12 protein-coding genes are annotated in these 13,579 nt (G+C 75.4%); 9 read left to right on the forward strand and 3 right to left on the reverse strand.

Annotated elements, in window-relative coordinates; translation table 11 throughout:
- Positions 1-48: 48 nt before the first annotated feature.
- Both HDA33_RS02425 and HDA33_RS02430 read left to right on the forward strand, forming a co-directional pair.
- Positions 49-756 (forward strand): 1-acyl-sn-glycerol-3-phosphate acyltransferase, encoded by a 708-nt coding sequence (locus tag HDA33_RS02425; RefSeq protein ID WP_184170523.1) that lies wholly within the window; start codon positions 49-51, stop codon positions 754-756.
- A gap of 78 nt (positions 757-834) precedes the next feature.
- Positions 835-2,247 carry a class II 3-deoxy-7-phosphoheptulonate synthase gene (locus HDA33_RS02430; RefSeq protein WP_184170526.1) on the forward strand — a complete coding sequence of 471 codons (1,413 nt, stop codon included), beginning with the start codon at positions 835-837 and terminating at the stop codon, positions 2,245-2,247.
- Between the two features lie 12 nt (positions 2,248-2,259).
- On the opposite strand, the gene pknB is transcribed toward HDA33_RS02430, so the two are convergent.
- Positions 2,260-4,206 carry a Stk1 family PASTA domain-containing Ser/Thr kinase gene (gene pknB / locus HDA33_RS02435; RefSeq protein ID WP_221432945.1) on the reverse strand — a complete coding sequence of 649 codons (1,947 nt, stop codon included), beginning with the start codon at positions 4,204-4,206 and terminating at the stop codon, positions 2,260-2,262.
- Positions 4,207-4,261: 55 nt separating this feature from the next.
- A complete protein-coding gene (locus tag HDA33_RS02440) occupies positions 4,262-5,398 on the reverse strand; it encodes a LysM peptidoglycan-binding domain-containing protein (RefSeq protein WP_184170529.1) in 1,137 nt (378 codons plus the stop codon).
- Between the two features lie 334 nt (positions 5,399-5,732).
- Between HDA33_RS02440 and HDA33_RS12640 the strand changes: the two genes are divergently transcribed.
- Positions 5,733-6,131 carry an Rv2175c family DNA-binding protein gene (locus tag HDA33_RS12640; protein WP_184170532.1) on the forward strand — a complete coding sequence of 133 codons (399 nt, stop codon included), beginning with the start codon at positions 5,733-5,735 and terminating at the stop codon, positions 6,129-6,131.
- Between the two features lie 70 nt (positions 6,132-6,201).
- Here HDA33_RS12640 and HDA33_RS02450 read toward each other — a convergent pair whose 3' ends face one another.
- A complete protein-coding gene (locus HDA33_RS02450) occupies positions 6,202-7,317 on the reverse strand; it encodes a polyprenyl synthetase family protein (protein ID WP_184170535.1) in 1,116 nt (371 codons plus the stop codon).
- Positions 7,318-7,396: 79 nt separating this feature from the next.
- Between HDA33_RS02450 and dinB the strand changes: the two genes are divergently transcribed.
- From dinB to HDA33_RS02480, 6 genes are all read left to right on the forward strand, one after another.
- Positions 7,397-8,671: a DNA polymerase IV gene (gene dinB, locus HDA33_RS02455; protein ID WP_184170538.1), complete on the forward strand. Its 1,275-nt coding sequence runs from the start codon at positions 7,397-7,399 to the stop codon at positions 8,669-8,671.
- A gap of 141 nt (positions 8,672-8,812) precedes the next feature.
- Positions 8,813-9,220: a DUF3040 domain-containing protein gene (locus HDA33_RS02460; RefSeq protein ID WP_184170541.1), complete on the forward strand. Its 408-nt coding sequence runs from the start codon at positions 8,813-8,815 to the stop codon at positions 9,218-9,220.
- A 331-nt stretch (positions 9,221-9,551) separates the two neighbouring features.
- The gene (gene mraZ / locus HDA33_RS02465; protein WP_017489691.1) at positions 9,552-9,983 is read left to right on the forward strand and encodes a division/cell wall cluster transcriptional repressor MraZ; all 432 of its coding nucleotides are present in this window, start codon (positions 9,552-9,554) and stop codon (positions 9,981-9,983) included.
- Positions 9,984-10,126: 143 nt separating this feature from the next.
- Complete coding sequence (gene rsmH, locus HDA33_RS02470; protein WP_017489692.1) at positions 10,127-11,122, forward strand: 16S rRNA (cytosine(1402)-N(4))-methyltransferase RsmH; 996 nt, start codon at positions 10,127-10,129, stop codon at positions 11,120-11,122.
- A complete protein-coding gene (gene ftsL / locus HDA33_RS02475) occupies positions 11,119-11,724 on the forward strand; it encodes a cell division protein FtsL (RefSeq protein WP_184170544.1) in 606 nt (201 codons plus the stop codon). The genes rsmH and ftsL overlap by 4 nt, the downstream gene beginning before the upstream one ends.
- Positions 11,721-13,547, forward strand: coding sequence for a peptidoglycan D,D-transpeptidase FtsI family protein (locus tag HDA33_RS02480; RefSeq protein ID WP_184170547.1), 1,827 nt, complete (start codon positions 11,721-11,723; stop codon positions 13,545-13,547). Before ftsL ends, HDA33_RS02480 begins: the two co-directional genes overlap by 4 nt.
- Positions 13,548-13,579: the final 32 nt, after the last annotated feature.

Genomic DNA, 13,579 nt, shown 5'->3' on the forward strand with positions numbered 1-13,579 from the left:
GACCGTACGATGAGCAGGCACCCGACCCCTCGCACCGGAAGGACCGCCGTGTCCACGTTCTACTGGTCAGCCAAGACCTTCGCCGTCGCGCCCGCCACGCGCCTGCTCTTCCGGCCCTGGGTCAAGGGGCTGGGCAACGTGCCGGCCGAGGGGGCCGCGATCCTGGCCAGCAACCACCTGTCCGTGTCCGACTCCGTGTTCATGCCGGCCATGCTCAAGCGCCAAGTCCACTTCCTGGCGAAGAAGGATTACTTCACCGGCGCCGGGCCCAAGGGCTGGATCACGCGCAAGTTCTTCGAAGCCACCAACCAGCTGCCCATGGACCGCTCGGGCGGCGAGGCCTCCCTGCGCTCGCTCGACGCCGGCCTCGAGGCGCTGCGCGAGGGGCGCCTGCTGGGCATCTACCCCGAGGGCACGCGCAGCCCCGACGGCCGCCTGCACCGCGGCAAGATCGGCGTGGCCAAGCTCGCGCTGGCCTCCGGCGCCCCCGTGGTGCCCATCGCCATGATCGGCACGGACCAGGCTCAGCCGATCGGCCGCACCCTGCCGCGCATCCGCCGCATCGGCATGATCTTCGGCGAGCCCCTGGACTTCTCCGACCGCGCCGAGGGCGTCACCGACGCCCGCGTGCTGCGCGCCGTCACTGACGAGATCATGGAGGCCATCCGCCGCCTCTCCGGCCAGGAGTACGTGGACGCCTACGCCGCGGACGTGAAGTCCGGCCGGGTCCCCGCCCCGCCCCGCGCCCGCGACTGACCCGCCGGCGCCGGGCGCGCCGTCGTCATCCGGGGACGCCCGTTCTGCGAGGCGGCCCGCCGCCCCTAGGCTGGTGGCATGACAGAGGACCCCCGCGAGAAGATCCTGGCCTTCGGCACCGCCATCTCGGAGGGCGCCGCGGACATCCCCGGACTCGACCACTGGCGCTCCCTGCCGGTGGCCCAGGCGCCCTCGTGGGCCGACGAGGCCGAGCACCGCGCCGCCGTCGCCGAGCTGAGCCAGGTCCCGCCGCTCGTGTTCGCCGGCGAGGTGGACCTGCTGCGCGCCCGCCTCGCGGACGTCGCCCAGGGCCGGGCCTTCCTGCTGCAGGGCGGCGACTGCGCCGAGACCTTCGCGGGCTCCACCGCCAACCGCATCAGCTCCCGCGTGAAGACCATCCTCCAGATGGCCGCCGTGCTGACCTACGGCGCGTCCATGCCCGTGGTGAAGATGGGCCGCATCGCCGGCCAGTTCGCCAAGCCCCGCTCCTCGGACACCGAGACCCGCGACGGCGTCACCCTGCCCAGCTTCCGCGGCGAGATCGTCAACGGCTACGAGTTCACCGAGGAGGCCCGTCGCCACGACGCCCGGCGCATGGTGCAGGCGTACCACACCTCCGCCTCCACGCTGAACCTCGTCCGCGCGTTCACCCAGGGCGGCTTCGCCGACCTGCGCAGCGTCCACCAGTGGAATCAGGGCTTCATGGCCAACCCGGCCTACGCCCAGTACGAGGAGATGGCCGCGGAGATCGACCGCGCCGTCCGCTTCATGAACGCCGCCGGCGTGGACTTCGAGGCCATGCGCCGCACCGAGTTCTACTCCGCCCACGAGGCGCTGCTGCTCGACTACGAGCGCGCCCTGACCCGCGTGGACTCCCGCAGCGGCGACCCGTACGCCACGAGCGCCCACTTCCTGTGGATCGGTGAGCGCACCCGCCAGGTGGACGGCGCCCACGTGGACTACCTCTCCCGCGTCCGCAACCCCATCGGCGTGAAGCTGGGCCCCACCACCTCCGCGGCGGACGCCCTGGAGCTGGCCGAGCGCCTGGACCCGGAGCGCGAGCCCGGCCGCCTCACCTTCATCACCCGCATGGGCGCCGAGCGCATCCGCGACGTGCTGCCCGGCATCGTCGAGGGCGTGCGCGACGCCGGCCTCGAGCCCGTCTGGGTCACCGACCCGATGCACGGCAACACCGTCACCGCCGCCAACGGCTACAAGACGCGCCGCTTCGAGGACGTCATGGACGAGGTCAGCGGGTTCTTCGAGGTGCACCGCGCCCTGGGCACCCGCCCGGGCGGCATGCACGTGGAGCTCACCGGCGACGACGTGGCCGAGTGCCTCGGCGGCTCCGACCCCATCAACGAGGCCGACTTCGACGCCCGCTACGAGACCCTGTGCGACCCGCGCCTGAACCATCAGCAGTCGCTGGAGATGGCGTTCAAGGTGACCGAGGCGCTCTCCCACCCCGAGCGCGTCGCCCCGCGCCGCTGACCGGCGGGCCGCTCAGCGGCTCCAGAGCTCGACGCGGGTGCCCTCCAGCAGGGGGGTGCCCGCGGCGGGGGACTGGTGCAGCACGCGCGCCTCGTCACCGGCGGGCAGCGGCACCAGGACCCGGTGCTCGCGCACGTCCCAGCCGTCGTCCTGCAGGCTCGTCCGGGCGGCTGCCAGGCTGAGCCCAGTCACATCCGGGACCGGGCGCACCGCCCGGCCCTCCGAGAGCACCACGCGGACCACGGTGCCCGGCGTCGCCCGCTCGCCCGCGGCGGGGCGCTGCTCGAGGACGGCCCCGGCGGGCACGTGCGGGTCGGAGCGGCGCGCGTCCACCTCGACGGCGAACCGGGCGTCCCGGGCCACGCCGTGGGCGTGGCGGACGGCGACGCCGGCCAGGTCGGGCACCGGCACCGGCGCGGGCCCCGCGGAGACCGTCACCTCGACGGGCGTGCCCCGGTCCACCTGCTGACCGGCCTGCGGGCTCGTGGCCACCACGGTGCCCTCGGTGCGCAGCTCGTCGTGCCGGACGGTCACCGCGGTCGCCAGGCCGGCGGCCACGAGCCGCTCCTCGGCCGCCTCGCGGGCCAGCCCGTCCAGCTCCGGCACCACGGCCGTGGCGCCCACGCCGAGCCCGCCGGAGCCGAGCGTCCAGCCGAGCAGCAGGGCGACCCCCGTGAGCAGCAGGGTCACGGCCGCGCCGATCGCGGCGGCCCGGCCGGTGCCGCGGCCCAGGTCCAGGGCGGGGCGGCGGGCCTCCCGGCGCGCCGCGCGCCGGGACCGACGCGCCGACGGCGCCGGGGCCTCGGCGGCGTCCGCCGTCAGGGGCGCCTCCGGTGCCGGGCCGGGGGAGCGCCGGACGACGTCGTCCGCCGCGAGGGCCTCGGTGGGCAGGGCGTCCGCGGGGAGGGAGGGCAGCACACGGGTGGCGTGGTGGTCGCCGGCGTCCAGGGCCGTGGTCTCGTCGCCGTCGGCGTCGTGGAGCGGGTCGTGCGGGTCGTTCGGGTCGAGGGCGTCGAGCGTCGTGGTCTCGTCGTGCTCCGGGCCGGGGCGCCCCTCGACCGCGTCCGGGACGCGGACCGGCGGCCGGTCGAGCTCGGCCGGGCCGAGCTCCGCGGCCACGGCGTCGAGGCGGTCGAGGACCTCCCCGGCGTCCGCGGGGCGGTCGGCCGGGTCGGGCTCGGTGGACCACAGGACGAGGTCGTCGAGGGCCTCGGGCAGGCCGGGCTGGAGCGTGGAGGGCACGGGCACCCGCTCGTGCACGTGGCGGTAGGCGACCTGCAGCGCCGTGGCGGCCGTGAAGGGCTGCCGCCCCGTGAGCAGCTCGAAGAGGATGATCCCGGCGGCGTAGACGTCCGAACGGGCGTCCGCGGGAGCGCCGGCGATGTGCTCGGGCGCGAGGTAGGCGGGGGTGCCCACCACGGCCTGGCCGGCCGAGGTGTGGGCGGTGGCCGCGCGGGAGAGGCCGAAGTCGGCCACGGTGATGCGGCCGTCCGTGCGGACGAGGACGTTCTCCGGCTTCACGTCGCGGTGCACGAGCCCGGCCCGGTGCGCTGAGGCCAGACCGTCCACGAGCGGGCGCAGGTGGCGCAGGGCCTCGCGCGGCGTGAGCGGGGCCTGCTCGCGGATGACGGTGCGCAGGGTGTGGCCGGGCACGTGCTCCATGACCAGGTAGGCCAGGACCTCGCCGGACGGATCCTCGGTGTGGCCCTGGTCCAGCACGGCGACGACGTGGGGATGCGACAGCCGCGCGGCGGTCTTGGCCTCCTGCTCGAACCGGCCCACGAGGACGGGGTCCTCGGCCAGGTGCGGGTGCATGACCTTGAGGGCGACCTCGCGGTCCAACCGCGTGTCCAGGGCCAGGTAGACCGTGGACATCCCGCCCCGGGCCAGCCGGGCGAGGACCTCGTACCGGCCGTCGACGATGCCCCCCACCAGGGGGTCGCGGCGTGTGCTGCTCATCGTCCCAGCCTAGGCCAGCGCCGGGGCCCGGGGGCGGGGGTCCGCCGGGGGCGGATCAGAACATGGCCATGGCGGCGCGGACCGTGGCGACGTAGGTGCGCCCCTCCGCGCTGAGGCCGCCCTGCAGGACGCCGCCGAGGCCCTGGTAGTAGGCGCCGATGCCCGTGTCGAGCGTGGGCGTGCGGTCCTGCACGTACTTGATGTACGCGACGCCGGCGACGGCGTTGTCGTACGGGTCCAGCAGGTTCAGCTCGCGGCCCACGAGCTCGGAGGCGAACTCGCCGGTGATCGGGATGACCTGCATGGCGCCGATGGCGTTGGCGGGGGAGACGGAGGCCATGCGGAAGCGGGACTCGGTGTAGGCGTGGCCGAGGGCCAGGCGCGGGTCCACGCCCATGCGCACGGCGGTCTCGCGGACGATCTCGCGCATCTGCTCCGGCGACGGCTGCGGCACGGACCGCAGCAGGCGCAGGTTCTCGTTGGCCGAGGCGGTGACGTGCGAGGGGTAGGTGCGGCCGAGGAAGGTGTCGCCGATCGGCTGGACGTCGGAGACCGGCTCCACCTCGAGGGTGCCGTCGGAGATCACGAGGACCTGGCCCGGGTGCAGCATCGAGGAGCGGGTGAGGCCGTTGAGCTCGCGCAGGCGGGGGATGGACACCTCGAAGCGCTGGGAGATGCCCCACATGGAGTCCCCGGAGACCACGGTGTAGCGGATGACGTCCCCGGTGGCGGGAGCCGGCGCCGGCGTGGGGGCGGGGGTCGGGGCGGGGGCCGCCGCCTTCCCGGCGGTCGTCAGCACCATGCCCGGGTGCAGCATCGTGGAGGCGCTCATGCCGTTGAGGCGCTGCAGCTCGGCGGCGGAGACCCCGGTGCGGCGGGCGATGATCCACCAGCCGTCGTCGGGCTGGACGGTGTAGGTGCCGGCCGCGGCGGCGGGGGCGGCCTCGCCGGTGAGACGGATGGCGTCGCCCGGGTAGATGATCGACTCGTGGTCCAGCCCGTTCAGGCGGAAGAGGTCCACCAGGGGCACCCCGTGGGCCGCCGAGATGGCGGTGAGGGTGTCGCCCGGGCGGACGGTGTGGACCGGCGCCTCCTGGGCCTGTGCCTGCGCGGGCAGGCCGGTGAGCAGGAGCAGGGGCACGGCACCGCCGGCGAGGGCGTGGCGCAGGCGGCGGGAAGGGGTGTGGGACACGAAGGACCTCGGCATCGTCGAAGGGGACGGGACTGTGGGGAAGGGACGGGCGGAGCCCGCGGCCCCCCGGGGCCGTCCGACGTCGTCGGCGTCCGGCTGCGGAGCCTCGACGATGTTATCCGGCCGTGATCTCCGTGACCATTCCGAGATTCAAGCCGCTCTCCGCCGCGGAATCATGCGGATCTCCGGCCCGTTCTTCCCATCGGGAACGGGCCGTCCAGCAGGTCGAAGGGCGTCGAGAGTGACCCTCCTCACTGGCGAAAAAGGCGGCGCACAGCAGGTGCAGGGCACAGGCAGAGAGTCGGCGGCGCCGACGCGACGTAGTCTGGCGCACGTGAGCACCTCTTCCTCCGACACCCCGGTCCCCGCCGACGCCATCCCCGCCGAGCTGGACGCCCTCGTGGGCGACTGGCTGACGATGCCCGACGTCGCCGAGCGCCTCGACCAGCGCGTCACGCGCGTGCACAACCTCGTGAAGGACCACCGCCTGCTGGCGGTCCGCCGCCCGGACCCCGCCGTCCGCGCCGTGCCGGCGCTGTTCCTGACCGAGTCGGGGCTGCTCGAACCGCTGCAGGGCACCCTCGTGCTGCTCGCGGACGCGGGCTACTCGGACGAGGAGTCGCTGCGCTGGCTGTTCACCGAGGATCCCTCGCTGCCGGGTCGGCCCATCGACGCCCTCCGGGACGGCCGGAAGACGGAGGTGCGCCGCCGCGCCCAGGCCCTGGCCTGGTGACGCCGGCCCCCCGGGTCCCGCGGCGGCCGACGCCGCCCGGTCCAGGGCGATGGCCCGGGCGGAGCCCCGGTCAGTGCCGCCGGGTCGTGGCGGCCTGGATCAGCGCGGTGAGCTCCGCGCGCACGTCCGCGGGGACTTCGTGGGCCTCGAGCGCGCCGACGGCCTCCGCGGCCCGCGCGGACAGTGCGGCCACCCGGTCGGCCACTGCCTGACGGGCCCCGCACTCCTCGAGCGCCCGCTGCCAGTGGGCGATGCGCTCGGCGCTGAGCCCGGGGTCGCCCAGGTCCGCGTCGAGCGCCGCGGCGTCCGCGGGGGAGAGCAGCGCGACCGCACGGGCGATCAGCACCGTGCGCTTGCCCTCGCGCAGGTCGTCGCCGGCGGGCTTGCCCGTGGCGGCGGGGTCGCCGAACACGCCGAGCAGGTCGTCCTGGTACTGGAACGCCAGGCCGAACGGCAGGCTGACCTCCGCGAACGCGGCCACGAGCGCGTCGTCGGCGCCGGCCAGCAGGCCGCCCAGGGCCAGCGGGTGCACGGCCGAGTAGCGCGCGGACTTGTGCTCCACCACCGCCTCCGCGGCGGCCTCGGCCTCGGCCGGGTCCGTGGCCGGCGGCGCCATCTCGGCGGCGACGTCGAGGTACTGGCCCACCATCACCCCGAAGCGCATCCGCTCGAACTCGTCGCGGGCCCGCGCCGGCCGCCCGGCGCCCTCGAGGGCGGCGGCGAACGCGGTCTCGCTCATGCCGAGCGCCACGTCGCCGGCGAGGATGGCGGCGGACACCCCGAAGTGGCCGGCGTCGTGCCGCCAGCCCGACGCGCGGTGCTCGGCCTCGAACCGGCGGTGCACGCTGGGCATCCCGCGGCGCGTGTCCGAGCGGTCCAGGATGTCGTCGTGGATCAGCGCTGCGGCCTGGAACAGCTCGAGCGCCGCGCCGGTCCGGGCGATGCGCGGGTCCTCCGGGTCTCCGCCGGCCGCCCGCCAGCCGAGCCAGCCGAGCACGGCGCGCAGCCGCTTGCCGCCGGCGGCCAGGTCGCCCACCGCGTCCACGAGGGGGACGGTCAGGGGATGGACGGCGCGGGCGCGCTCGCGGTGCTCGTCCAGCGTGCGCGTCAGCTCCTCGGCGACGGCGGCGCGGAACCGGTCCTGGTCGGCGGGGCGGGGGCGGGTCACGGCGGCGTCGACGGGCATGGGCTCACCTTAGCCGCGCGGGCGGGGCGCGCGAGGCGGTCGGCGGGCGTGACGAGCGCGCCTGGCTAGGCTCGGGGGCATGTCCGACACCGCCGCCGCGCAGGCCCGCCCCGAGGCCTCGATCCTGCACGTGGACATGGACGCCTTCTTCCTGTCCGTGGAGCTGCGCGAACGGCCCGACCTGACGGGGCGGCCGGCCGCCGTCGCCGCGCCGAGCGGACGCTCCGTGGTGCTGTCGGCCTCCTACGAGGCCCGGGCCTACGGCGTGCGCTCGGCGATGCCCCTGGCCCACGCGCGCGCCCTGTGCCCGCCGCTCGTGGTGGTCCCGCCCCGGCAGGACGTCTACCGCTCGGTCTCGGCGGACGTGATGGCCCTGCTCGGCCAGGTCACCCCCGTGCTGGAGCAGCTCAGCGTGGACGAGGCGTTCCTCGACGTCGCCGGGGCCCGGCGCCGCCTCGGCCCGCCCGCGCGGATCGGGGGCCTGATCCGTCGGCGGGTCCGCGAGGAGCTGGGCCTGCCCTGCACCGTGGGGGCGGCGGGCGTGAAGTTCGTGGCGAAGATGGCCTCCACCGCCGCGAAGCCGGACGGGCTGCTCGTGGTGCCCCCGGAGCGCACCCTCGAGTTCCTCCACCCGCTGCCCGTGGGACGGCTCTGGGGCGTGGGCCCCAAGGCGGCCGAGGCCCTGCGGCGCCGGGGAATGGCCACCATCGGGGACCTGGCCGCCGCGGACCCGGAGCAGCTCGAGCGCGCGTTCGGGGCCGCGGGGCGCTCGTGGGTGCAGCTCTCGCGGGGGATCGACCCGCGGCCCGTCGCCCCCCGCCCCGCCGCGCGCAGCATCGGCGCCGACCACACCTTCGACGTCGACCCCCTGGACGTGGCCGGGGTCGACCTGGAGGTGCTGCGCCTGTGCCACCGCGTGGCCGCCCGGCTGCGCGCCGAGGAGGTCGCGGCGGGCGCCGTGACCGTCCGGCTCAAGGACCCCGACGGGCGAGTGCGCAGCCGGACCGCCCGCCTGGCCCGCCCCACCACCACGGCGCACGGACTGCTCGGGCCCGCCCGCCGGCTCGTCGCCGAGCTGCACGCGCAGCGCCCCCATCCGGTCCGGCTCGTGGGCGTGCGCGCCGAGCGCCTGACGGACGCCGACGAGCCGGCGCCCGAGCAGGAGGCGCTCTTCGGCGGCCCCGGGTTCGGCGACGACGACGCCGCCGAGGGCGTGGCCGGCGACTGGGCCGGCGCCGAGGCCGCGGCGGACGCCGTGGCGCGCCGCTTCCCGACGGCGGCGGTCCGGCCCGCCTCGTTGCTGCGCCGCGGTGCCGAACAGCCCGACGCCCGGCACGAGGCCCCCGGTCCGTGAGGCCCGCGCGTGTCCGCTGACAGGGGAGGACGCCGTCTGGTTGGAAGGGGTCCGGACGCCGTATCCTGGAGGACAGATCGGACGCGTGGGCGTCCCCTCCCGGTCCCGGAGGCGTCGGAGGCCGAGTTCGAAGGAGTCGCCGTGCCCCTCTCTGAGCATGAGCAGCGGATGCTGGACCAGCTGGAGCACCAGCTGCGCACCGAGGACCCCCGCCTGGCCACCCAGATGGCGGACACGCGCCGCGACCCCGTGCCGGTCAAGCGTGTGGTGCTCGGCGCGGTGCTCGCCGTCGTCGGGCTGCTCGTGATCGTCATCGGCGTCGCCAACCAGCTGGTCCCCGTGGGCGTGCTCGGCGCTCTCGTGGTGGGCGCGGGCATCTTCCTCGTGACCACCCGGCCCCGCGGGGGCCGGGCCGCCGGCGCGGACCGTCCGGGCCCCGGTCGCGGGGGACGGCCCGGCGGCGGCCGCCCCGAGGGCGGGCGACCGGGCGGCGACTTCATGGGCCGCCTCGAGCGCCGCTGGGACGCCCGGCGCGAGCAGGGCGACTGACCCCCTCCACCTTCCTCCACCGAAGGCCCCGATCCACTGCGGATCGGGGCCTTCGCCGTGCCGGGAGCCCTTTCGGCGCCCCGGGCCGCCCCCCACCCCTCCACTCCGCCCCCGCCCCTCCACTTCGCCCCACCCGGTTCCCCGACCCCGCTCAGCCGCAGGATCCTGCGGTCTGGGCGGGGTCGTCCGTGCGCGCCGCGCGACGCGCGTGAACACAGGAAGGCCAAAGGGGGTTGAAGGTGGAGGGAAGTGGGGTAATGTGGAGGACAGGAGAGAGCATGGGTCCCGACCTTGGTCGGGAGGGACCACTCGACGAGTCAGGGGGTGTGCCGTGTTCTTGGGCACGTACACCCCCCGGCTCGACGAGAAGTCCAGGCTGATCCTCCCCGCGAAGTTCCGTGAGGAGCTGGCGGAGGGGCTGGTCCTGACCCGAGGTCAGGAGCGCTGCGTGTACGTGTTCAGCGCTCGTGAGTTCGAGCGGGTCCACGAGCAGATGAGGTCGGCTCCACTGTCCTCCCGCCAGGCCCGGGACTACATCCGCGTCTTCCTCTCGGGGGCGTCGGACGAAGTGCCGGACAAGCAGGGTCGAGTGACCGTGCCGGCGCCGCTGCGGCAGTACGCGGGGCTGGACCGGGACGTGACCGTGATCGGCGCGGGGACCCGGGTGGAGATCTGGGACTCCGAGTCCTGGAACGCCTACCTCGCCGAGCAGGAGGCCGCCTTCTCCGAGACCGACGAGGACGTCCTGCCGGGCGTCTTCTGACCACCAGCGCACCGACCCCGTACGAGACCTCCAGCCGACGCCGACGCACCTGACCCGCCTTCCCCTGGGCCAGGCGCGACGGCGGACGGATGGGGATCCCGCCCGGGGTCGGCCGCGAACCAGACGCGAGCAGGAGGCCGATCGTGGACGCAGACCAGCTCCGCCCCGAGGACCGCCACGTCCCCGTCATGCGGGACCGCGTGGTCGACCTGCTCGCCCCCGCCGTCCAGGCCGCCCTCGACGCCGGCCGCGCGCCCGTCGCCGTCGACGGCACCCTGGGGATGGGCGGCCACACCGAGGCCATGCTCACCCGCTTCCCGGAGCTCACCGTCATCGGCATCGACCGCGACGCCCACGCCCAGGCCCTCGCCGCCGAGCGCCTCGGCCCGCTGGCCGAGCGCCTCGTCCCCTTCCACGGCACCTACGACCTCGTGCCCGAGGCGATGGCCGCGGCCGGCGTCGAGAAGGTGGACGCCGCCCTGTACGACCTGGGCGTCTCCTCCTACCAGCTGGACGACCGGGAGCGCGGCTTCGCCTACTCCTACGACGCGCCGCTGGACATGCGCATGGACGACACCGCCGAGCGCTCCGCCGCGACACTCGTGGCCGAGCTCGACGAGCACGAGCTGCGGCGCATCATCCGCCGCGACGGCGAGGAGCGCTTCGCCGGGCCCATCGCCCGCGCGATCGTGCGCGCCCGAGCCGAGGCGCCCATCGAGACCACCGGGCGGCTCGTCGAGGTCATCCGCACCGCCGTCCCGGTCGCCGCCGGCGCCACGGGCGGCCACCCCGCCAAGCGCACCTTCCAGGCGCTGCGCATCGCCGTGAACGAGGAGCTGGACATCCTCGACGCCGCCGTGCCGGCCATCCTGGACGCCCTCCACGTGGGCGGACGCCTCGTGGTGATGAGCTACCACTCGCTCGAGGACCGCATCGCCAAGCGCCACCTGAGCGCCTGGGCCGCCTCCACTGCCCCTCCCGGGTTCCCGGTGGTGCTGGAGGAGCACGAGCCGGTGGTGCGCACCCTCACCCGCGGCACGGAGAAGCCGACCGAGGAGGAAATCCTCGAGAACCGCCGCGCCTCCTCCGCGAAAGTGCGTGCGGTTGAGAAGATCAGGACGTCGAGGACCCCGGCATGACGCTGCACGAGGAGATGAGCATGGCCGCACACGCACGGATCGCGGAGCCCCTGCGTCACGCGGGCGCGCCCGCGCGCCCCGCCCCGCAGGAGCGCACCCCGCTGTCCGTGGTGCCCGCCCCGCTGCCGCGCTCGCGCTCCGGGATGACCGTGCTGTGCGTCGTCGTGCTGCTGGCCGCCCTGGCCGCCGTCCTCGTCATGAACATCACCATGTCCAACCGGCAGTACGCCCTCCTGGACCTGCGCCAGGAGCAGCAGGCCGTCACCGAGGTCAACGAGCGCCTCGCCGAGCAGGTCGGCTACCTCGAGGCCCCGCAGAACGTGGCCGCGCGCGCCGACGCCCTCGGCATGGTCGCGCCCGCCGGCACCGCCTCCGTGGACGCCGCCACCGGCGAGTTCCGCGGCGAGGCCCAGCCCGCCCGCGAGGGCGAGATCTCCGCGACCTACGTCGCCCCGCCGGTCAACGCGGACGCCGTCCGCCAGGGCTCCGCCGGCTCGGCCGACGCCGACCGCGGCGACATCGAGGGCCCCCGCACCCTCGCCGCGCCGGCCGCCGCCCCGGGCGCCGCCGCCTCCGACGACCGGGACGCCTCCGACCGTTGACGGACCGTCCCGCGTCCTCCTCACCCCGCGGCGGATCCACGGTCGGTCCCGCCCCCGGGCTCCCCGACGCGCGCATCCGCGGCCTCCTGCTGCTCGTGCTCGTGCTCCTCGGCGGGCTCGCGCTGCGCCTGGTGTACGTGCAGGGCGTGGACCCCACGGGCCAGGCCGCCGCGGCCATGGACAAGCGCCTGACGCATCAGGAGACCCTGCCCGAGCGCGGGTCGATCCTCGACCGGGACGGCGACGTGCTGGCCTCGAGCGTGCGCCGCTACGACATGGTGGTGGACCAGCGCCTCGTCAAGGACTTCAACGAGTGGGACCGCGAGGCCCGCAAGACGGTCCTCGTGGACGTGGACTCGCGGCTGGCCAGCCTGGCTGAGGTGCTCGAGCTGCCCGAGGAGCAGGTCCGCGAGGCCACGATCGGCTCCCGCCCGTACAACGTGGTGAAGCGCTCCGTGACCCCGGAGATGCGCGACGCCGCCATGGCGCTCAAGGTCCCCGGGCTGCTCGCCGAGCCGGTGGACCGGCGCGTGTACCCCAACGGCTCGGTGGCCGGCAGCATCGTCGGGTTCATGGGCGGGGACGGCACGCCGCTGGAGGGCCTGGAGCTCAGCCAGGACGACGTCATGACCGGCACCCCCGGCACCCGCACCTTCGAGGTCGGCGCGGACGGCATCCGCATCCCCAACGCGCCGCTCGAGGAGGTCCCCGCCGTCGACGGCGCCGACCTGCGCCTCACCCTGGACAAGGACGCCCAGTGGTTCGCCCAGGAGACGATGGGCGCCCTCGCCGCCGAGCACGACGCGGAGTGGGCCAACGCCGTCGTGCTGGACGCGAAGACGGGCGACGTGCTCGTCATGGCGGACTCCACCACCGTGGACCCCGCGGATCCGGAGGGCACCGAGCCCTACTTCCGCTCCTCGACGGTGATGAGCACCCCCTACGAGCCCGGCTCCACCGGCAAGGCCCTGCCGATCGCGGCCGCCCTCGACGCCGGGGCCGCCACGGCCACGGACGGCTACACCGTCCCCAGCAGCCAGGAGTTCGACGGGCAGACCATCCGCGACTTCGCCCCGCACGAGACCTACGACATGACGGTCGCCGGCATCTTCGCCCGCTCCTACAACACCGGCACCGTGCAGGTGGCGGAGGAGATCAGCGACGAGCTGCGCTACGAGTACATGCGCTCCTTCGGCGTCGGCAAGCCGATCGACCTGGGCCTGCCCCGCACCGCGGGCGGCGTCCTCGTGCCCCCCGGGGAGTGGGACGGACGCCAGCGGCTCACCACCGCGTTCGGCCAGGGCTACACCCAGACCACCCTGCACACCGCTCAGATGTACCAGGCGATGGCCAACGGCGGCGTCATGGAGCCCGCGCGGCTGATCGACGCCACGGTGGACGGCGACGGCGCGGAAAAGCGCTGGGAGCCGGCCGCGGAGCCGCACCGGGTGGTCTCGGAGGCCACCGCCGCCGACATGCTGCGCATGATGGAGACCGTGGTGACGCAGGGGACCAGCAAGGCCGCGGCCATCCCCGGCTACCGGGTGGGCGGCAAGTCCTCCACCGCGGAGGCCGCGAGCGACACCGGCCGCTACGACGGCTACAACTTCGGCTTCACCGCCGTCGCCCCGCTGGACGACCCGCGGTTCGTGGTCTCGGTGTCCATGCACCGGCCCCCGTCCCAGCTGGGCTCGCGCGCGGTGACGAGCGCCGCCGCGCGGATCATGGAGCACATGCTCCGCCAGGCGGACGTGCCGGCCGACGGCGCCGCCCCGCAGGACTACGACGTGTTCGTCGACGACCCCCAGGACCGACCGTGGTGACGCCTCCGAGCCCGCCGCCCAGCCCCCAGGAG

This window comes from Micrococcus endophyticus (assembly GCF_014205115.1).
Lineage (GTDB): Bacteria > Actinomycetota > Actinomycetes > Actinomycetales > Micrococcaceae > Micrococcus > Micrococcus endophyticus.